Origin of the sequence: uncultured Sphingomonas sp. (genome assembly GCF_913778135.1) — a bacterium.
Classification (GTDB): domain Bacteria; phylum Pseudomonadota; class Alphaproteobacteria; order Sphingomonadales; family Sphingomonadaceae; genus Sphingomonas.
The window spans coordinates 1-19,441 of record NZ_CAJYVU010000163.1 but is presented as its reverse complement, the minus strand read 5'-3'; the positions used below and the strand labels follow the sequence as shown (position 1 = coordinate 19,441).

Below are 19,441 nucleotides of genomic sequence, written 5' to 3'. Positions count from 1 at the left end.
GCTGCTGGGGTATGAGACGCGGCGCGACTATCGCGATTGCCGGCTGTCGTTCCGGTGGCGATCGTCGGGCGTGCTGCCGCTCGATGCGGTGAACGGCCCGGTGCTGACGATCGAGGGGCGCGACGCGAATGGAGCGCCGCGCAGCTGGTACGTGCGGCTGTGGAACTATGCGCACGGTACGCCCGAGGACGCGGCGGTGGCGATCGACTTCGCGAGGCTGGACGGCGGGTTCCTGCTGCCGGGCGAGCGCGATCCGGTGTGGGCGGGCGATGTCGACCGCATGTTCGTGTCGCTGGTGGCGCCGGACTACGATGCAGGCGGGGGTGCGCTGGCGGTGCCGGTCGAGAGCTGGGTCGAGCTGACGGCGATCGCGTGCGAGGGCGCGGGCAGCGTGATCGGGATCGGCGACGTGGTGGTGCCCGAACACGGGCTGCGCGTGTGCAGCGGTTACGACGACAGCTACCATTTAACGCCGGCGCGGCTGCTGAGGAACGCGTTGCAGCTCGGCTATCGCGGCGCGATCACGCATTACGTGGGCATGAGCCATTATTTTCGGCTCGACGGCGGCGTGGTGACGCTGGAGGGCGGTGCGCTGAATGTCGCCTGCGCGGCGTGGCATGCCGATTTCGCGCGGCAGGCGAAGGTTCTCGGTTACGACGTGATCTGGTCGTTGAGTTACGAGTTGTTCGACGCGCACGCGCCGGAGACGTGGAAGCAGCGCGCGGCGGATGGCAGCCCTGCGCTGACGGGATGGGAGCCGCCCTCGACCTTGCTGTCACCCGCGTGCAGCGCGGCGATGGCGTATCTGCACGCGGTCGCGCGTGCGTTCGTCGACCTGGGCGTGGCGGCGGGGTTGGCGGCGAAATTTCAGGTCGGTGAGCCGTGGTGGTGGACGATGCCCGACGGGCGGCCATGCCTGTACGACCCGCACGCGGTCGCGGCACTGGCGCCGGTCGCGGTGCCGAGCGTACGGGGCGTGCTGGACGCGGCGCAATGCGCGACGCTCGACCGTGCGGGGGCGATGCTGGCGGCGTCAACCGCCGCGCTGACCGACGCGGTGCACGAGGCGCATCCGGCATGCGAGACGTATCTGCTCGCCTATCTGCCGACCGTGCTCGACCGCGCGGCACCCGAGGCGAGGCGGATGAACATGCCGCTCGGCTGGGCGAGCCCGGCGTTCGATGTGCTTCAGCTGGAGGATTACGACTGGGTGACGGTGGGCGACACCGCGTCGAGCGCCGCGGGCGCCACGGCGGCGCTGGCGCGGCTGGGCTATCCGCCCGCGCGGCAGGAGTATTTTTCGGGCTTCGTGCTGCGGCCCAACGAGCGCGCGCAGTGGCGGGCGATCGTCGCCGCCGCAGACGAGGCGCACGGGGGAGGGGTGCGCGCGGCGTATCTGTGGGCGCTGCCGCAGGTGATGCGCGACGGGTTGATCGTGTGGCGAATCGAGGGGGAGGACGACATGCAGGCGTTCGACGACGTGGCGTTCCCGCTGGCGCTGGGACGCGAGGCGGAGGTGTCACCGACGTTCGCGACCGACGTGGTCGAGGGTGCGGGCGGATACGAGATGCGCAGCGCGCGCTGGGACGGGGCGCGGACGCGCTACGATGTCGGACCCGGCGTCAGGAGCGAGGCGGACGTGGCGGCGTTGCTCGACTTCTTTCGCGCGCGGCGCGGACCGGCGCGCGGGTTCCGACTGCGCGATCCGTTCGATCACGCGGGCGAGGACGTGCAGATCGGTGTCGGCGACGGGTTGCAGCGAAGCTTCGCGCTAGTGAAGCGCTACGGCGATGCCGAGCGGCGGGTGACGCGGCCGGTGGCGGGCAGCGTGTCAGTGACGGTGGACGGGCGCGCGATGCTGGGCTTCTCGGTCGGGGAAGGCGGCGTGGTGACGCTCGATGAGGCGCCGGCGGCGGGCACGCGCGTGGCAGCGTCGTTCGTCTTCGACGTGGCGGTGCGCTTTGCCGAGGACCGGTTGAGCGTGTCGCGTGCGACCTATTTGGCGGGGGAGGTGGCATCGGTGCCGCTGATCGAGGTGCGCGAGGCATGAGCGACCGGTTGAGCACGCTGGCTTTGTGCTGGCTGGTCGAGCGGCGCGACGGCGTGACGCTGGCGTTGACCGACCACGATCGCGACCTAGTACGCGGCGGGGTCACCTATCGCGCCGCGCCGGGAATGGTGCCGTCGGCGGTTGTGCGGGCGGAGGGGCTCGATGCCGACACGATGGAGGCGCGCGGGGCGCTCAACGCCGCGGCGATTTCGGCACGCGACCTGGATGCGGGGCGCTGGGACGGTGCGCGCGTGGCGATGAGCGCGGTCGACTGGAGCGATGCGGACGCAATGCCCATTGCGCTTGGCGAGGGGATGATCGGCGAGGTCGAGGTGCGCGACGGTGCGTTCTCGGCCGAGTTGCGCGGGGCGGCGGCGCGGCTGGAGCGCGCGGTGACCGAGGCGACCTCGCCCGAATGTCGCGCCGAGCTGGGCGACCGGCGCTGCCGCGTCGCGATGGCCGGACGGCGGCGGTTCGCGCGCGTGGTGGCGAGTGCGGGCGCGGAGCTGACGCTCGACGCCGTCGAGCCAAGCGCGGGAGCGTACGGCGACGGGCGCCTGCGCTGGCTGGGCGGCGCGAACTGCGGTGTGGAGAGCGTAGTGCTCGATTCGGATGGCGCGCGCGTGACGCTGCGCGCGGCGCCGCCGTTCGCGATTCTGCCGGGTGTGCTAGTCGAGCTGATCGAGGGCTGCGACAAGCGCATGGCGACCTGCGCGGGCCGGTTCGGCAATGCGGTGAACTTCCGCGGTGAGCCGTATCTGCCGGGCATCGACCTGCTGACGCGCTATCCTGGCGCATGAGCGTGGCGGAGGCGGGTGAGCGCATCGCGGCGGCGGCGCGGACGCTGGTGGGTGCGCGTTTTCGTCTGCATGGGCGCGATCCGGCGCTGGGCCTGGACTGCGTCGGTGTCGCGGTAGCGGCGCTGCGGGACGGCGGGGTCGATGTTGCCGTGCGGGACGATTACCCGCTCAGGACCGCGCGATGGCGAGCCGGTGACGTGCCGGACGGGCTGGTGCGCTGCTCCGGTGATCGTCCGGGCGACGTGCTGCTGTTGCGCGTCGCGGCGACGCAAGTGCACGTGGCGGTGCGCACCGTGGGCGGGATCGTCCACGCCGATGCGGGGCTGCGGCGCGTGGTGGAGCGGCCGGGTGTGCCCGAGTGGCCGATCGTCGCGGCATGGCGGGTGAGTGAGCACGGCTGAGCGGAAGGCTTGATCGGGCGAAATCGAAGAAGAGGGGGCATCATGGCGACGTTGGTGCTGACGACGGTGGGCGGCGCGATCGGCGGACCGGTGGGGGCGGCGCTGGGTGCGGTGCTGGGACAGCGCGTCGACCGTGCGCTGCTCGCACCCAAGGGGCGCGACGGGCCGCGGTTGAGCGAGCTGAAGGTACAGACATCCAGCTATGGCACGCAGGTGCCGAAGATCTTCGGCCGGATGCGGGTGGCGGGGTGCGTGATCTGGGCGACCGACCTGATCGAGCAGCGCGGCTTGACGAGCGGCGGCAAGGGGCAGGGAAGCGTGACGCGCTACAGCTACGCCGCGTCGTTCGCGGTCGCGCTGTCGGCGCATCGAATCGCGGGCGTCGGACGGATCTGGGCCGACGGCAAGCTGTTGCGTGGTGCGGCGGGCGACTGGAAGGCGAAGACGGGTTTTCGGCTCTATCCGGGCGACGAGGAGCAGTTGCCCGATCCGCTGATCGCGAGCGCAGTCGGCGGCGGCGTCGCGCCGGCGCATCGCGGCGTCGCCTATGCGGTGTTCGAGCTGCTGCAGCTGGCGGATTTCGGCAACCGTATTCCGTCGCTGACCTTCGAGGTAATCGCGCACGACGGCGCAGTGCGCGTTGGCGACGTGGCGCGGGCGATCGGCGAGGGCACGCTGGTCGGCGACGGACCGGACACGCCGATCCACGGCTTCGCGGCGAGCGGGGATACGATCGCGGGCGCGGCGGAGGTGCTGGCGCAGCTGAGCGGCGGATGGTTCTCGTGCAGGGATGGTGGCGTCGCGCTAGCCAACCGCGTGGCTGATGCAATCAGCGTGGATGCGCGCGTGCTGGCGCGGACACGGGTGCCGCTCGAACCGACGCCGGCGCGGGTAGAGGTGTCGCACTACGATCCGGCGCGCGATTACCAGATCGGCGTGCAGCGCGCGGTGCGCGGCGGAGGCGGCGGCGTCGAACAGGTGCCGCTGGCGGCGGCGCTGTCGGCGGACGCGGCGAAGGGATTGGCACTGTCGACGCTGCTCACGCGTGAGCGGATGCGCGAAACGCGCCAGATCGTGTCGGACGCACGCGCGATCGCGATCGAGCCCGGCGACGCGGTTCGTGTCGGCGACGAGTCAGCGGTCTGGCGCGTGGTGCGCAGCAGTGTCGAGGCCATGCGCGTGACGCTCGATCTCGCGCCGCTGGGTCGCGCTCCAAAAGGGCGGACAGCCGAGCCGGGGATGGTGAACGCCAGCCCCGACGTGGCGATCGGGCGCACGGTGATCGCGGTGTTCGAGCTTTATCCGAGCGGCGAGGAGGCGTGGGCGACGCCGCGGCTGGCGATCGCAGCGGCGGGTGACGGGCCGGGATGGCGGCAGGCGACGATCGAGATCAGTCGCGACGACGGCGCGACGTGGCAGATGCTCGGCGCGACCGCGGCGCCCGCGATCATGGGGACGGTGGCGGCGCCGGTCGGTCACGCGAGTGCGACGATGATCGACCGCGCGAACTTGATCGACGTGGACCTGCTGCACGACGGCATGGCGCTGAGCCACGCGGACGATGCGCAGCGCGACCGCGGCGCGAACCTCGCGCTGCTCGGCGACGAGGTGATCCAGTTCACGCGCGCGGAGCAGGTGGCGCCGGCCCGGTGGCGACTGTCGCTGCTGTCGCGCGGGCTGAACGGCAGCGCGGTTGATGTGCACGACGCGGGCACGCGCTTCGTACTGCTGGGGCGCGACTCGCTGCTGGTCGCGAGCGAGGGTGTGGTGCGACTCGGCGACCGCATTCGTGTGAGCGCGTCGGGAATCGGCGATGATGTCGGTGACGGCGATGCGGCGAGGGCGGGTCACGAAACGTTTCTCGACGGGCGGTCGGTCGCGCCGCTCGCTCCCGTTCACCTGCGCTGGAACCCGGCCGCCGATGGCGGCGCACGCGTGACCTGGGTTCGTCGCAGCCGTCTCGGATGGCGCTGGGGCGAGGTCGAGGTGCCGGTAGGCGAGGAAGGCGAACGCTACCGCGTCATCGTGTCGAGCAAGCTTGGCGAGCGGGTGGAAATGCTTGCCGAGCCGGCGATCACGATCACGGCGGCGGAGGTCGCGGGCGGGGGCGTGCGGGTCGCCGTGGTGCAGGTCGGAACGGTCGCGTCGTCGCGCGCCGCGGTCATCGAACAAGGGAACCAATCATGAGTGAGGATCAAACGCCGCGACTTGGCCTGCCACTGTTGCATATTGGCCAGGCCGGCAAGGAACTGACGCACAATGAAGCACTTGCGCGGCTCGACATCGTCGTCGCGGGCGTCGTCGAGGACATCGGCGTCGACGTGCCGCCGGCCGATCCGACGCCCGGGCAATGCTGGATCGTGGGCGCGCAACCGGGCGGGGAGTGGGTCGGCCACGCAGGCGCGATCGCCGGTTGGACCGATGGCGGATGGCGCTTCATTGCCGCTAGTTTTGGCCTTTCGCTGTGGTGCCGAGCGCGCGCGCGACATGTTGCCTTCAACAGCGCATGGGAGGACGGCGTGATCCGCGCCACCCGCGTGATCGTCGACGGCGTGCCGGTGATCGGGGCACGCCAGCCCGCCATACCGAGCCCCGCGGGAGGGGCAACGATCGATGCCGAGGCGCGCGGAACGATCACTGCGATGCTTGCCGCGATGCGCGCGCACGGGCTGATCGCCTGATCCAAAGTGTGTCGTTCCTGCCACAGTCAGCTATTTTGATCGCTTGTGTGGAAACCAACGCTCGGATAGTGGGTTTGCGCTGTCCGTAGTGACACCAAGGAAAGGGGAATAGTATGCGGAAGCTTGCCATAACTGTGGCGCTCGCTTCGACCGCGCTCGCCTCGCCCGCACTGGCCCGCGACAAGGCGTGGTATGTGGGCGTTGAGGGCGGTGCGATGATCGTCGAAGACATCGACTACAACGTGAACGGCGGTGCGAACACGCAGCTGACCGGTCAGACCACCATCGATCACAATTACGGTTACGACGTTGACGGCGTTATCGGTTACGATTTCGGCGCGTTCCGCCTGGAAACCGAAGTCGGCTACCGTGCGGCTACTGTTGACTCGATCCGCTCGCAGGGCAACCGCATTCCGGTGGGTCCGAACACCGGTCAGTCGGTTCCGGCCGGCAGCTACGACTATGCAGGCGGCCGCAGTTCGGCGCTCAGCTTCATGGTCAACGGTTTGCTGGACTTCGGTCCGGACGACGGCCTGCAGGGCTTCGTCGGCGGTGGTGCCGGTGTGGCGCGCGTGAAGGGTAAGTATGCTCTGACCCGCAGCTACCGTCTGGTCGACGATTCGGACACCGTGTTCGCATGGCAGGCTCTCGCGGGCATCCGCGCGCCGCTGAGCGAGAACGTCGACGTGTCGCTGAAGTATCGCTTCTTCAACGCCGACAGCGTCAACCTGGTTGATGCGCGCGGCAGCAACTATGACGGCCGGTTCCGTTCGCACAGCATCCTGGGCGGCGTGACCTACAACTTCGGTGAGCCGGCTGCTCCGCCGCCGCCGCCGCCGCCGCCGCCGCCGCCCCCGCCCGAGCCGGCCCCGCCGCCTCCGCCGGAAGTGGTCTGCTCGCCGGGTCCGTTCATCGTGTTCTTCGAGTGGGACAAGTCGGACGTCACCCCGGAAGCAGCGTCGATCCTCGACAACGCAGTCACCCAGTACCAGAACTGCAGCAACGCGCAGGTCATGCTGGCGGGTTACACCGATACGTCGGGTTCCTCGCAGTACAACGTCGGCCTGTCGCAGCGCCGTGCGGATTCGGTGAAGGCTTACCTCGCGTCGAAGGGTATCCCGGACGGCGTGATGACGACGGAAGCGTTCGGCGAGACCCGCCTGCGCGTCCAGACCGCCGACGGTGTGCGCGAAGTGCAGAACCGTCGCGTGGAGATCACCTACGGTCCGGGTTCGGGCCAGTAAGTCGATCGTCACTGACGTACGAAAAGAAGGGAGGTCGGCAGCACGCCGGCCTCCTTTTTTCGTTGTGGCGGAGGCAGGTTAGTCACTGCGCGACCGCCACCACGCACCCACTAGCGCTGTCGTTCATCCGCGCGTAAGCGCGCGAACATGACGACGAAGACCGTTTCGGACAGCAACGCAGCGGTTATTGAATCGCGCGACCAGCTCATCCAGCATTTCGCCTCGGGCGAGAAGCCGCGCGATCGCTGGCGGATCGGCACCGAGCACGAAAAGTTCGTCTACTCACGCGTCGATCACCATGCGCCGTCGTGGGACGAACCCGCCGGCATTCGCGCGCTGCTGGGTGAGTTGGAGCAGCATGGCTGGCGTCCGGTCGAAGAAAACGGCAAGGTCATCGCGCTGACCGGCGCCGACGGATCGGTCAGCCTGGAGCCGGCGGGACAGTTCGAGCTGTCCGGCGCGCCGCTCGAGCATTTGCACCAGACCTGCGCCGAGACGGGCCGCCACCTGGAACAGGTGAAGGTAGCGGGCGAGAAGCTGGGGATCGGCTTTCTCGGGCTTGGCATGTGGCCCGACAAGACTCGCGCCGAGCTGCCGATCATGCCCAAAGGGCGCTACGCGATCATGCTGCGCCACATGCCACGCGTCGGCACAATGGGGCTCGACATGATGCTGCGTACCTGCACGATCCAGGTGAATTTGGATTATGCCAGTGAAGCCGACATGGCGAAGAAGTTTCGTGTCGGGCTCGCGCTGCAACCGCTGGCGACCGCGCTGTTCGCCAATTCACCGTTCACGGAAGGGCGGCCCAACGGTTTCCTGAGCTATCGCAGCCACATCTGGTCGGACACCGACCCGGCGCGTACCGGCATGCTGCCGTTCGTGTTCGAGGACGGGTTCGGCTATGAGCGCTACGCCGACTACATGCTCGATGTGCCGATGTACTTCGTCTACCGCGACGGGCAGTACATTGACGCGGCGGGGCTGAGCTTCCGCGACTTCCTGCGCGGTGAGTTGTCGGTGCTGCCGGGTGAACGGCCGACGATCGAGGACTGGAACGACCACCTGTCGACCGCCTTCCCCGAAGTGCGATTAAAGACGTTCCTGGAAATGCGCGGCGCTGACGGTGGGCCGTGGAACCGGATTTGTGCGCTGCCCGCCTTTTGGGTTGGATTGCTGTACGACGACGCCGCGCTGGATGCGGCGTGGGATCTGGTCAAGGATTGGACGCTGGAGGAGCGGCAGGCCTTGCGCGACGCCGTGCCGGCGCAGGGACTGTCGGCGCCGATTGCGGGCGGCGGTCAGTTGCGCGACGTGGCAGGGCGCGTGCTCGACATCGCGCATGCGGGATTGAAGGCGCGCGCGCGGTTTAACGCGGCGGGTGACGACGAGACCGGCTTCCTCGATCCGCTGCGCGAGGTCGTGCGAAGTGGCAAGGTGCCCGCGGAGGTGCTGCTGGAGCGCTACCACGGCGCATGGAACGGTGACGTGTCGAAGGTGTACGACGAGGCGAGCTTCTAGCGTTGTCCGCGCCGCACACGAGCGGCGATGCGGTCAGGCGGGCGCGTGCTCTATTGGCGCGGGGGAGCTACCCCGCGCCCAGCGCAGCATGCGCGGCACCGCACCGCGTCGCGCCATCCAGGCATCATAGGTCTGGTAATCGGGATCGAGCAGCAGGTGGCGCTCCTCCGTCTTCGCACGCCAGTAATAGATACCGCTGACCGCCGCCAGCAGGATCGTGGCACGTGCCGCGTCGGCGAGGCTGCCAGTAGTGAGGAACGGGATCGTCGAAATCCACCAGAACAGGTTTTTCGACAAATAGGCCGGGTGGCGTGAGAGTGCATAGGGGCCGTGCGTCAGGATGCCGCGGTTGGTTAGGTTGGAGAAGCGCAGGCCGAAGGCAACTGTCGACCAGGCGTAGATGCCGGTCAGCACCACCAGCACCGCACCGGTCAGCGCTAGCATCGTCGGGTGACCCTGCATCCAGTGCGTCCAGTCGGCGGTACCCGGCCGGTAATCGAACGGACGCCCGTCATCCATCATGATGAAGGGCGGATAGCAGATCAGCGCGGCGGTCCAGCCGGCCATGAACGGATTGGCCGAGCGGATGTGCGCGTCGAGCGGACGCATCGTCAGCAGATAGCCGACGGTCGCGAAGGCGACATCGACCACGAACATGAAGTTGATCAGCCAATTGGCGAGCGCGGTCGGCGAGCCGAGCAGGTTGGCGACATCGGCGTCAACGAAATCGGCGAACCCCGGCGGCACGATCGCGAGCATGAAGGCGAGGAAGAACGCCTTCACGCCCCAGGCGCGCAGGTGCGCGTAGATCGCCTCGCGGTCAGCGGGTGCAGTACCGGTGACCCAAGCGCCGAGCGCCCAGGCGCCGTCGCGCGGTTCGACCAGATAGCGGTCGAGCCATAGCACATACGGGATCGAGGCGGCGAACAGCCACGGCGCTGCACTTTCCATGCACCACATCGCGAAGCGGTAATTGCCGTCCCAGTAGAAGCGTCCGGTCATGTAGATGAGCGCGATGCCGGCCCAGGTGATCCACAGCCCGGCGAGCTTGACCAGGCTGGTGTCGATCGTCTCGCGCAAGGGTTTCGCGCGCGACCAGTCGATGCCGGTCGAGGTGCGACGATGGACCTTGTCGACCAGCAGCGACCACATGACCATCGGCAATGCACAGGCGGCGACGTTGGTCAGCGCGGCATAGGTGCCGTCCATGCCGAAGTGCCGTGCGACCGCGATCCAAATGATCAGCCCGGCGAGCCCGGCGATGCCGACGCCGTGGCTGACCGCGCTGACGGGGCGGGGATCGGTGCGGGTCGCGCCGGCGAGGGCTGAGTCGTGGAACATGCCCGAGACATAGACGCGGATTGGTAAGCGCCGGGTGAAGTCTGCTCAGCCGCCCGCCTGCTGCCACGCCAGAATGTGCGGATCGGGTGCGACCAGCATAACCGCGTTGAGCGTAAGATTGTCGCGGATGGTCGCGAGCAGCAGCAGCTCGATCGCGATCACCAGCACGATGCTGACGCGCGTCGGCAGCATACGGGCGAGCAGGAAACCGGCAACCATGCAGCCGATGTCGCCGACCGAGTTGAGTACGCTGTCGCCGGTATAACCGAGCGCGGCGGTCACGCTGCGGTAGCGGTCGATCACCGCGGGCGAGTTCTCCGCCACCTCCCACGCCGATTCGACGATGACTGCGACGAGTAATCGCGTGCGCCGATCCCACACGGGCAGCAGCAGCCAGCCGGCGGCGTAGAACAGCAGGCCGTGGACGAGGTGCGTCGCGCTGTAGGGGTCGAGCAGTTGCTGGCTGTTCTCGGCTGAATTGATCTGCCCGTGCCACAGCGCGACGCGCCCGCAGGTGCAGATCGCGCTGCGCCCCATCGCCAGCAGGAGTGCCGCGGTGAGCGCGACAACGCCCGCTGTCGCCAGCCACGTCCGCGTCGATCGGCGCCCCGCACTCCCTACATGCATGCGCGCGAACGTAGCGCGCGCCGCGCGGACGCGATATGCCGCGGTGATGGCACGCACAGGCCGACAGTTTCGCCGATGAGGCTGGGCGCGCTCAAGCTCAAGCTGCAGCTCGTCTGCGGTGATGGTTTCGCGATGGGACCGGGTAAGGCCGACCTGCTCGAGGCGATCGATCGCGAGGGGTCGATCTCGGCCGCGGGGCGCGCGCTCGGCATGAGCTATCGTCGCACCTGGTTGCTGGTTGACGAGATGAATCGCTGCTTTCGCGAGCGGCTGGTCGAGGCGTCGGCGGGGGGCGGGCAGAACCGCGGCGCGCGGCTGACCGCGGACGGGCGGGCGGTGCTCGCCGCTTATCGCACGCTGGAAGCGGAGGCAGCGGTGATCGCCGACAGCGACGCGTATCGCGCGCTGACTCGCACCTTGCTCGACACACCGCAGCCGGCGCGACCGTAAGGCGAATGGTGCGGCGTCGTAGCTGCATCGGCACGCATCCGATGCGACACCCGCGCGTTTGGGCGGCTCACTGATGAGAGCGCAAGGCATGAGCGGACCCAAGTTATTCGCACCGTTGAACGTGGGCGGCCTGTCACTCGCCAACCGCATCGTCATCGCGCCGATGTGCCAATATTCGGCCGAAAACGGCTGCATGACCGACTGGCACCTAATTCATCTGGGGCATCTGGCGTTGTCGGGCGCGGGCGTGCTGACGATCGAGGCGACCGCCGTAGTACCGGAAGGGCGCATCACCTACGGCGACGTGGGTCTGTGGGACGATGCGACCGAGGCGGCGATGAAGCGCGTGCTGGACGGCGTGCGCGGATACTCGAAGATGCCGATCGCGATCCAGCTGGCGCATGCCGGGCGTAAGGCGTCGACCGAGCTGCCGTGGCACGGCGGCAAGCAAATCGCGGCAGGTGACACGAATGGCTGGCAGACCGAGGCACCCTCGGCGCTGGCATTCGGTGAGGGTGAAGCGCCGCCGATCGCGCTGAGCCGCGCGCGGATGGACGAGATCCGCGACGCCTTCGCCGACGCGGCGCGTCGTTCGGCGCGGCTTGGGCTCGACGCTGTGCAGATCCACGCCGCGCACGGCTATCTGCTGCACGAATTCCTCTCGCCGCTCTCCAACCGGCGCGACGACGAGTACGGCGGCACGCTTGAGAACCGCATGCGCTATCCGCTTGAGGTGTTCGACGCGGTTCGTGCGGCGTTCCCGGCCGAGAAGCCCGTCACGGTGCGCGTGTCGGGCAGCGACTGGGTCGACGGCGGCTGGGACGTGGACGGCACGATCGCCTTTGCGAAGGCGCTGGAGGCGCGGGGGTGCGCCGCGATCCACGTGTCGAGCGGCGGGCTCGATCCGCGTCAGGACATTCCGGTCGGCCCCAGCTACCAGGTCCCGCTCGCGCGCGCGGTGAAGCAGGCGGTCTCGATGCCTGTCGTCACGGTCGGTCTCATCACCGATTATGAGCAGGCCGAGGCGATCATTGCTACCGGCGACGCCGACATGGTCGCGCTCGCGCGCACGATCCTGTACGATCCGCGCTGGCCGTGGCACGCCGCTGCAAGTCTGGGTGCCCGCGTCCGCGCGCCCGAACAATATCTCCGCTCGCAGCCGCGACAGTTCAAAGATCTGTTCGACGCACCCGACGACCGCACATATTGAGGTACGCAGGGGCGTGACGGTGCCGCAGGGGCTTACGTGAGCCGGCATGCGCCCTACAGATGCGTGATGACTGACCGAACCTCGATCGCCCCGGCGCTGACCGCGGCCGAACCCGTACAGGAGGCGCGAGGGTGGCATCTCCCCTCCGTGCTGCGCGCCGCCGGTGTGTGCGCCGGGGCGATCGCGTTGCTGCTGCTGATCGGCTTCGTTCTCAGTCGGCACGCGTTCGGGTTCGACCTCGCGATCAGCGATGCGCTTCGCGGGGTCGGGCCGGGATGGCTGCGCAAGGCAATGATCGACGTAACCGCGCTGGGCGGCGGTACGGTGCTGGCGATCGTCACGGTCGGCGCGGTGGCGATCCTGATCGCGCGTCGCCTGGCGTTGACCGCGGTCATGGTCGCGGCGGCGGTGATCACGGGTACGGCGAGCAGTAATCTGCTGAAGCTCGTCTTTCAGCGGCCGCGTCCGCCGATCGCCGATCGGCTGATCGAAGTATCCGGCGACAGTTTTCCAAGCGGGCATGCGGCCAATTCGGCGCTCGTCTACCTCACGCTCGCGGCTCTGGTGACGCAGGTGACGCGCGGTCGCGCGACGCGCAACACGGTGCTGACGCTCGCGATCCTGCTGGTCGGGGCGATCGGAACCAGTCGCGTCTACCTGGGCGTCCACTGGCCCTCGGACGTGCTGGCAGGGTGGAGTTACGGTACCTTGTGGGCGATCGGCTGGTGGCAGATCGCGCGGCGGACGCGGCCGCTGCTCGGCAACTAAATGCCGGCGAGCCGCAGCAGCCGCTCCGCTGCCTTCAGGTGCGGGGCATCGACCATCTTGCCGTCCAGTTGCAGCGCGCCGGCACCCGGGTTGGCGGCGAAAAGGTCGACCACTGCGCGCGCGTGCGCGATCTCCGCGTCGCTGGGCGAGAAGGCGGCATTGATGACGGGCACTTGCGCCGGATGGATCGCCATCATCCCGGTGAACCCGTCGCGCCGCCCGCGTGCGGCGTAGGCGTCGAGGCCATCCAAGTCGCGGAAGTCGGGATAGACCGTCTCGATTGCGGGCACGCCGGCCGCGTGCGCGCCGAACAGCGTCAGTGCGCGTACCATCTTGTACGGGTCGGTATAGCCGCCGTCCGCCTCGCGGCTGGTCGCGGCGCCGATCGCCGCTGGCAGGTCCTCCGCGCCCCAGGTTAGCCCGGCCAGGCCGGCGTTGTCATAGTCGCCGAGCGTGAACACCGCGCGCGGCGTCTCGGTCGCGATCGGCAGCACCAGATAGTCGCCGGGCAGGCGCCGACGTAGCTCGGCGACCGAGGCGCGGCCCTCCGCCTTGGGCAGCACCACACCCGCCATCGCGGCGCCGTCGAGTGCTGCGAAGTCGTCGGCGATGAAGTCGCTGTCGAGCGGGTTGACGCGGACGAACAGCGTCGCGTCGGCGCTGCGCATATCGACGAACTCGCGCACCGCGCTGCGTGCCGCCGCCTTGGCGCCCGGCGCGACGGCATCCTCAAGGTCGAGGATCAGCGCGTCGGCGCCGAGCGCAAGTGCCTTCTCCATTCGCTCCGGCCGGTCGCCGGGGACGAACAACAGTGAGCGAAGCCGCATCTTCAGCGTCCCATCTCGGCGAGCTTGCGCTCCCATGCTAGTGCGTCACGCACTATGCCGTCCAAGTCGGCGCGCGCGGGCGTCCAGTCGAGTGTCTTAAGGATCGCGGCATTGTTGGCGACCAGTTCGGCCGGGTCACCGGCGCGGCGTCCCTCCATCCGGCGTTCGACGCGCATGTTGGTGACGCGGTCGACCGCGTCGAGCACCTCCAGCACCGAGAAGCCGCGTCCGTAGCCGGCGTTGAGCGTCACGCTCTCGCCCGGGTGCCCGATCAGCCAGCCGAGTGCTGCGACATGCGCCTCGGCCAGGTCGCTGACGTGAATATAGTCACGCACGCCGGTGCCGTCGCGGGTGTCGAAGTCCTCGCCGAACACGCTGACCGCGGCGCGCTTGCCGGTCGCCGCCTCGACCGCGATCTTGATCAGGTGCGTGGCACCCACGGTCGACTGTCCGCTGCGCCCCTGCTCATCCGCGCCCGCGACGTTGAAGTAGCGCAGCGCCGCGTAATTGATCGGATGCGCGGCCGCGACATCGCGCAGCATCGCCTCGCTCATCAGCTTCGACATGCCGTATGGATTGATCGGCACCGTCGGGTCGGTTTCGGTCACTGGCACGCGCTCGGGCGTGCCGTAGGTGGCGGCGGTAGACGAGAAGATGAAGTGCGGCACGCCCGCCTTCACCGCGCTCTCGATCAGGCTGCGCGTCGCCGCGGTGTTGTTGCGGTAATATTTGAGCGGATTGCTGACCGATTCAGGTACCACCACCGATCCGGCGAAGTGCATGATCGCGCGGACGCGGTGCTCGGCGAGTACGTCCGCCACCCGCGGGTCCTCGACCGCCATTTCGACCAGCGTCGCGCGGGCGTCGACCGCCCAGTCAAACCCAGTGATGAGATTGTCGAGCACGACCACGTCATAGCCGGCATCGAGCAGCGCCAGCACCGCGTGGCTGCCGATGTAGCCTGCCCCGCCCGTCACCATGACCTTGCCGTCTAGTGGCATCTTGCCGTCGCGCATCACCGCATCTCCCTTTCGAGCGCGTTAGCGACTTCCTACATGCTTCTCAAAGGAGACTTACATGACCGACTATGCGATCCTCGCCGGCGGCTGTTTCTGGTGCACCGAGGCCGTGTTCAAGGACGTGATCGGCGTCGAAAGCGTCGAGAGCGGCTATATCGGTGGCCACGCGCCCAATCCGACCTACAAGCAGGTGTGCGGCGGGGAAACGGGTCATGCCGAGGCGATCAAGGTGGGCTTCGATCCGGCTAGAATCGCGTACGGCGACCTGCTCGACATCTTCTTCGCGACGCACGACCCGACGCAGCTGAACCGCCAGGGCAACGATGTGGGCACGCAGTATCGCTCGGCAATCTTTCCGCAATCAGAGGAGCAGGCGGCGGAGGCCAAGGCAGCGATCGAGCGCGCGCAGGGCGACCAGTCGAAGCCGATCGTCACCACGATCGAGGCGAACGACACCTGGTACCCGGCGGAAGGCTATCATCAGGACTATTGGGAGACCGAAGGCCGCAGCAATCCCTACTGCATGGCAGTGATCCCGCCCAAGCTGCAGAAGCTGCGGAAGAGCTATGCCGCGCGGACGAAGAGCATGGCGGAGGCGCAGGGCTGAGCTTCAGCAGGCGCGGCGAGGGAACGCGGAGGACTGATTTGGGTTAGTACGCTGCCGGAATGACCGGTCGCAGTTCTGACAGGGAAGAGATCATGTCCACGTTCCGCCTCGCCGCCGCCGTTCTGCTTCTTGCCGCGCCGCTCGCCGCCTGTGGGGGATCGGGTGACGACAAGCTCGCGCACAATGTGAAGAAGGCGGCCGACAATCGTGCCGACCAGCTCGAACAGCGCGCCGATGATCTGAAGGATCAGGCCGAGCAGGTTCGCAAGACTGGTGAAAAGCGCGCCGACGCGATCGATGCCGCCGATCTCAATACGCACGCGATGAGCCCCGAGCAGAAGGCCGCAATCGTCGACAATCAGGCGCCGGCGGTACGCTGACGTTACTCGACCCGGCGGCTCGATCGTTGCGCCGGGTCGCCGCATGAAAAATGCGAGGGCGGCAACGCAGGTTCTCAAGCATCGCACACGCCGTTAGCGGTGCGCGGCGCGGCGCAATCGGTCGTTGATCGCGACGCCGACTCCCATTTCCGAAATGGGTGCGACCGCGATGCGCGCAGCGAGCGACGTATCGGCGCGGTGCAGCGCGTCGAACAACCGCGCTGCCGCTTCCACCAAATTGCCGTTCGACGACAGCGTGTCATCGCCGGTGACCGCGCCGAAGCCGATCAGCCACTCGTCCGCCTCTGCTCGGGTGGCATTCAGCCGCAGCGGCTTGGACGGCGCGTAATGCGTTGCGAGCTGCCCCGGCGCGCTGACGTGCGCGGTCGTGCCGGGCACGATGGGGAGCATCTCGCCGAGCATCTCGGCCGTGACCGGTCCCGGGCGCAGCATCGTGCGCCCCGCGACAATGGTCGATTCCAGGCCCGCTTCCGTCGCGCCGTCGTCAATGATCAGCGGCACGCGCGCACCCAAACTCTTCGCGACATGTTCGGCGCGCGTCGGGCTGATGCCGTTGCTCGCGTTCGCCGATGGCGCGGCGAGCGGCGCGCCCGTGGCGGCGATCAGCGCCCGCATCGCGCGGTGCGCGGGCACGCGGAGCGCGATCGTGTCGAGCCCGGCGGTGACCAGCGCGGCAACTCCTGCCTCGGTACGCAATGGCAGCACCAACGTCAGCGGCCCCGGCCAGAACCGCTCGGCGAGCATACGGGCATCGTCGTTGAGCGTCGCGATTGCCTCGGCCGCGGCGAGATCGGTGACGTGGACGATCAGCGGATTGAAGCTGGGCCGGCCCTTTGCGGCGTAGATTTGAGCCACCGCCTGCGCGTTGCGCGCATCGGCGGCGAGCCCGTACACCGTCTCGGTCGGGACGGCGACGATACCACCGGCACCGATGATCGCGGCACCCTCGGCGATCGCGGCGTCGCCGAACGGGTAAATAAGGGGTGGTTGAGCCGCCATGCCGCGACGCTATAGCGGGCGCGATCAGGAGAGAGAAATGGCCTTCACCGCCCCCGTCGCCGAGCAGCGCTTCGTTCTCGACAACGTCGCCAATATCGCTGAGCTCGCCGACGCCGAACGCTTTGCCGCCGCGACCCCGGATGTGATCGACGCGGTGCTGGAGGGCGCGGCGCAATTTGCAGCGGGCGAGTGGGCGCCGCTCAACCGCGTCGGCGACACGGTGGGGGCGAAGTGGACCCCCGACGGCGTCGTCATGCCCGACGGCTACCGCGCGGCGTACCAGGCGTACGTCGAGGGCGGCTGGGGCACGATCGGCGTGTCGGAGGCATTCGGCGGGCAGGGGCTGCCCTTCGTCGTCCAGGCCGCGGTGCTCGAGACGCTCGGCAGCGCCAACATGGGCTTCGCGCTGTGCCCGACGCTGACGGTCGGCGCGATCGAGGCGATCGAGCATCACGGCACGCCGGAGCAGCAGGCGTTGTACCTGCCCAAGCTCGCGACGGGCGAGTGGACCGGCACGATGAACCTGACCGAGCCGCAGGCGGGCAGCGACGTGGGCGCGCTGCGCGCAACCGCCGTGCCGCGCGGTGACGGCACGTTCAGCATCAAAGGCACCAAGATCTACATTTCGTTCGGCGACCACGACATGGCGGACAATATCGTCCACCTGGTGCTCGCGCGGACGCCCGATGCGCCCGCCGGCACGCGCGGTATCTCGCTGTTCCTGGTGCCCAAGGTACGCGCCGATGGCACGATGAACGACGTGCGGGTCGTCTCGATCGAGCACAAGATGGGTTTGCACGCCTCGCCCACCTGCGTGCTGTCGTTCGGCGACCACGACGATTGCACCGGCGAGCTGATCGGCCCCGAGTTCGGCGGCATGCGCGCGATGTTCACGATGATGAACAACGCGCGCCTGAACGTCGGGCTGCAGGGCGTGCAGGTGGCGGAAGCCGCGACGCAGAAGGCGGTCGAGTACGCCAAGGAGCGCGTGCAGGGCGCGCGCGCGGGCGCGCAGTCGGCGATCATCGAGCACCCCGACGTGCGCCGCATGCTGATGCGGATGAAGGCGCAGACGATGGCGGCCCGCGCGCTCGTCTACTACGCCTGTGGGCAGGTCGACCGTGCCGGTATGGGTGACGCGGCGGCAAAGGACCGGTTGGAGATCACCACCCCGCTCGCCAAGGCGCACGCGACCGATCTGGGCAACGAGATCGCGAGCATCGGCGTACAGGTCCACGGCGGCATGGGCTTCGTCGAGGAAACCGGCGCGGCGCAGTTCTTCCGCGATGCGCGCATCACCCCGATCTATGAGGGGACGAACGGCATCCAGGCAGCCGATCTCGTCGGGCGTAAGCTGTCGCTGTCGAACGGCGGCGCCTTCGCCAGCCTGATCGCGGACATGCGTGCGGAGGCGCAGCACCCGCAGCTGACCGCGCTGGTCGACGCGTGCGAGGGCATCGGGCGGCGGTTGCAGACCGCGGACGCCGACGATCGCCAGGCGGCGAGCTATCCGTTCCTGACCATGCTGTCGGTCGCAACCTGTGGCTGGCTGCTCGAGCGGCAGGCGCGTGCCGAGGGAGCCGATGCGGTCAAGCAGGCGAGCGTCGCCTTCTACCTCGACCAGATCGTGCCAGAGGCGATGGGGCTGGAGGCGGCGGCGAACGCACCCGCAGCGCCGCTCTACGCGCTCAGCGCCGACGCATTCTGACGCTTACTCGCCCGATGGGCAGCCATCGGGCGTCGGATCGCGGAAGCTCGCAGGATACCAGCGCGAGACGTGCTCGTCGGCGTCGTAATAGCACACGGCCGCGTCGCGTCCGTCGGGGGTGATCGCGATCGCCCAATTGTGCGGCCCGCAATTATGCGCCTCGCATGCCCAGGAGAGGATGCGCCCGTCCCACTGCGCGACCGGGTTGGCAGTGGCGTCGCGGCTCAGCACCGCGTCGCGCACGACCGCGTCGGGGACAACACGCGCGACCGCGGTACGCACCGCGGATTCATCTACGAAGCGTGTGCCTGCGACCAGATCGAATGGGTATTTGCCGACGTAGCGCGACAGATTAGCCGTCCTAGCGCTCGCGGTCGGCGTCGGCGAGGGTAGCGGCGTTGCGGCAACGCGCGTCGGCGTGGGCTGCGGCTCGGGCGCACGGTTGCAGGCGGCGAGCGCGACCAGCAATAGCAGCGACAATGCGTGTTTCATTGCCGGCGCAGCGATGCGTCTTCGATGTGCCACTGGCGCTGCTCAGCGGTGGAGCCGTCGACATCGTTGATTCGGCGCAGCGTGTAGCTGCCGGTGAAGCGTTGCGCGGTGCCGTTCTTCAAGGTCGCGCGAACGGTGACTGGCACGCGGATGTAGCTTGATCCCGCCGCACCTTCGGGCCGGCTAGGCGCGCCCGCGACGACACTGGTATGGCGCGTGTTGGCGAAGCCACGGACGAATTGCTGATAGCTCTGCCCGCTGGCCTGCCCGCCGCGCGACCACGACCGATAGGCGC

General features: G+C 68.6%; 19 protein-coding genes and 1 pseudogene. 13 read left to right on the top strand and 7 right to left on the bottom strand.

Features of this window, described 5'->3' with window-relative positions:
• The 7 genes from QZ847_RS14685 to QZ847_RS14655 all read left to right on the top strand — a co-directional run.
• Window positions 1-2,050 (top strand): DUF2460 domain-containing protein (locus QZ847_RS14685; protein ID WP_294357791.1); only part of this gene is annotated, 2,050 nt, incomplete at its 5' end.
• A complete protein-coding gene (locus QZ847_RS14680) occupies window positions 2,047-2,850 on the top strand; it encodes a DUF2163 domain-containing protein (protein WP_294357788.1) in 804 nt (267 codons plus the stop codon). The genes QZ847_RS14685 and QZ847_RS14680, both read left to right, overlap by 4 nt.
• Complete coding sequence (locus tag QZ847_RS14675) at window positions 2,847-3,251, top strand: peptidoglycan endopeptidase (protein WP_294357785.1); 405 nt, start codon at window positions 2,847-2,849, stop codon at window positions 3,249-3,251. Before QZ847_RS14680 ends, QZ847_RS14675 begins: the two co-directional genes overlap by 4 nt.
• Before the next feature lie 42 nt (window positions 3,252-3,293).
• The gene (locus QZ847_RS14670) at window positions 3,294-5,438 is read left to right on the top strand and encodes a phage tail protein (RefSeq protein WP_294357783.1); all 2,145 of its coding nucleotides are present in this window, start codon (window positions 3,294-3,296) and stop codon (window positions 5,436-5,438) included.
• Window positions 5,435-5,932 (top strand): DUF2793 domain-containing protein, encoded by a 498-nt coding sequence (locus QZ847_RS14665; RefSeq protein WP_294357771.1) that lies wholly within the window; start codon window positions 5,435-5,437, stop codon window positions 5,930-5,932. The genes QZ847_RS14670 and QZ847_RS14665 overlap by 4 nt, the downstream gene beginning before the upstream one ends.
• A 113-nt stretch (window positions 5,933-6,045) precedes the next feature.
• The gene (locus tag QZ847_RS14660; RefSeq protein ID WP_294357769.1) at window positions 6,046-7,176 is read left to right on the top strand and encodes an OmpA family protein; all 1,131 of its coding nucleotides are present in this window, start codon (window positions 6,046-6,048) and stop codon (window positions 7,174-7,176) included.
• Between the two features lie 147 nt (window positions 7,177-7,323).
• The gene (locus tag QZ847_RS14655; protein WP_294357767.1) at window positions 7,324-8,697 is read left to right on the top strand and encodes a glutamate--cysteine ligase; all 1,374 of its coding nucleotides are present in this window, start codon (window positions 7,324-7,326) and stop codon (window positions 8,695-8,697) included.
• Between the two features lie 33 nt (window positions 8,698-8,730).
• On the opposite strand, the gene QZ847_RS14650 is transcribed toward QZ847_RS14655, so the two are convergent.
• Window positions 8,731-10,038 carry a DUF1295 domain-containing protein gene (locus QZ847_RS14650; protein ID WP_294357765.1) on the bottom strand — a complete coding sequence of 436 codons (1,308 nt, stop codon included), beginning with the start codon at window positions 10,036-10,038 and terminating at the stop codon, window positions 8,731-8,733.
• A gap of 45 nt (window positions 10,039-10,083) precedes the next feature.
• Window positions 10,084-10,722: a DUF2585 family protein gene (locus QZ847_RS14645; RefSeq protein ID WP_366930201.1), complete on the bottom strand. Its 639-nt coding sequence runs from the start codon at window positions 10,720-10,722 to the stop codon at window positions 10,084-10,086.
• A gap of 18 nt (window positions 10,723-10,740) precedes the next feature.
• Between QZ847_RS14645 and QZ847_RS14640 the strand changes: the two genes are divergently transcribed.
• The 3 genes from QZ847_RS14640 (at window position 10,741) to QZ847_RS14630 (ending at window position 13,093) form a co-directional block, all read left to right on the top strand.
• Window positions 10,741-11,115, top strand: a complete 375-nt coding sequence (locus QZ847_RS14640; RefSeq protein WP_294357762.1) for a LysR family transcriptional regulator — start codon at window positions 10,741-10,743, stop codon at window positions 11,113-11,115.
• Between the two features lie 88 nt (window positions 11,116-11,203).
• Window positions 11,204-12,325 (top strand): NADH:flavin oxidoreductase/NADH oxidase, encoded by a 1,122-nt coding sequence (locus QZ847_RS14635; protein WP_294357760.1) that lies wholly within the window; start codon window positions 11,204-11,206, stop codon window positions 12,323-12,325.
• Window positions 12,326-12,391: 66 nt separating this feature from the next.
• Window positions 12,392-13,093: a phosphatase PAP2 family protein gene (locus tag QZ847_RS14630; RefSeq protein ID WP_294357758.1), complete on the top strand. Its 702-nt coding sequence runs from the start codon at window positions 12,392-12,394 to the stop codon at window positions 13,091-13,093.
• On the opposite strand, the gene QZ847_RS14625 is transcribed toward QZ847_RS14630, so the two are convergent.
• Together QZ847_RS14625 and galE are read right to left on the bottom strand one after the other, a co-directional pair.
• Window positions 13,090-13,920, bottom strand: coding sequence for a CoA ester lyase (locus tag QZ847_RS14625; protein WP_294357755.1), 831 nt, complete (start codon window positions 13,918-13,920; stop codon window positions 13,090-13,092). The two genes, QZ847_RS14630 and QZ847_RS14625, sit on opposite strands and share 4 nt — an antisense overlap.
• A 2-nt stretch (window positions 13,921-13,922) precedes the next feature.
• Window positions 13,923-14,921 (bottom strand): UDP-glucose 4-epimerase GalE, encoded by a 999-nt coding sequence (gene galE, locus QZ847_RS14620; protein WP_294357794.1) that lies wholly within the window; start codon window positions 14,919-14,921, stop codon window positions 13,923-13,925.
• Between the two features lie 76 nt (window positions 14,922-14,997).
• Between galE and msrA the strand changes: the two genes are divergently transcribed.
• Both msrA and QZ847_RS14610 read left to right on the top strand, forming a co-directional pair.
• Complete coding sequence (gene msrA, locus QZ847_RS14615; RefSeq protein ID WP_294357752.1) at window positions 14,998-15,546, top strand: peptide-methionine (S)-S-oxide reductase MsrA; 549 nt, start codon at window positions 14,998-15,000, stop codon at window positions 15,544-15,546.
• Window positions 15,547-15,638: 92 nt separating this feature from the next.
• Window positions 15,639-15,926 carry a hypothetical protein gene (locus QZ847_RS14610; RefSeq protein ID WP_294192493.1) on the top strand — a complete coding sequence of 96 codons (288 nt, stop codon included), beginning with the start codon at window positions 15,639-15,641 and terminating at the stop codon, window positions 15,924-15,926.
• 93 nt (window positions 15,927-16,019) lie between these two features.
• Here QZ847_RS14610 and QZ847_RS14605 read toward each other — a convergent pair whose 3' ends face one another.
• The gene (locus QZ847_RS14605; RefSeq protein ID WP_294357749.1) at window positions 16,020-16,946 is read right to left on the bottom strand and encodes an L-threonylcarbamoyladenylate synthase; all 927 of its coding nucleotides are present in this window, start codon (window positions 16,944-16,946) and stop codon (window positions 16,020-16,022) included.
• Between the two features lie 37 nt (window positions 16,947-16,983).
• Here QZ847_RS14605 and QZ847_RS14600 point away from each other — a divergent pair, with 37 nt between their 5' ends.
• Window positions 16,984-18,654, top strand: coding sequence for an acyl-CoA dehydrogenase (locus tag QZ847_RS14600; protein WP_294357745.1), 1,671 nt, complete (start codon window positions 16,984-16,986; stop codon window positions 18,652-18,654).
• Window positions 18,655-18,657: 3 nt separating this feature from the next.
• On the opposite strand, the gene QZ847_RS14595 is transcribed toward QZ847_RS14600, so the two are convergent.
• Window positions 18,658-19,146: a hypothetical protein gene (locus QZ847_RS14595; RefSeq protein WP_294357741.1), complete on the bottom strand. Its 489-nt coding sequence runs from the start codon at window positions 19,144-19,146 to the stop codon at window positions 18,658-18,660.
• Window positions 19,143-19,441 (bottom strand): annotated as a pseudogene (locus QZ847_RS14590) (hypothetical protein); the annotation flags it as partial. The gene QZ847_RS14595 and the pseudogene QZ847_RS14590, both read right to left, overlap by 4 nt.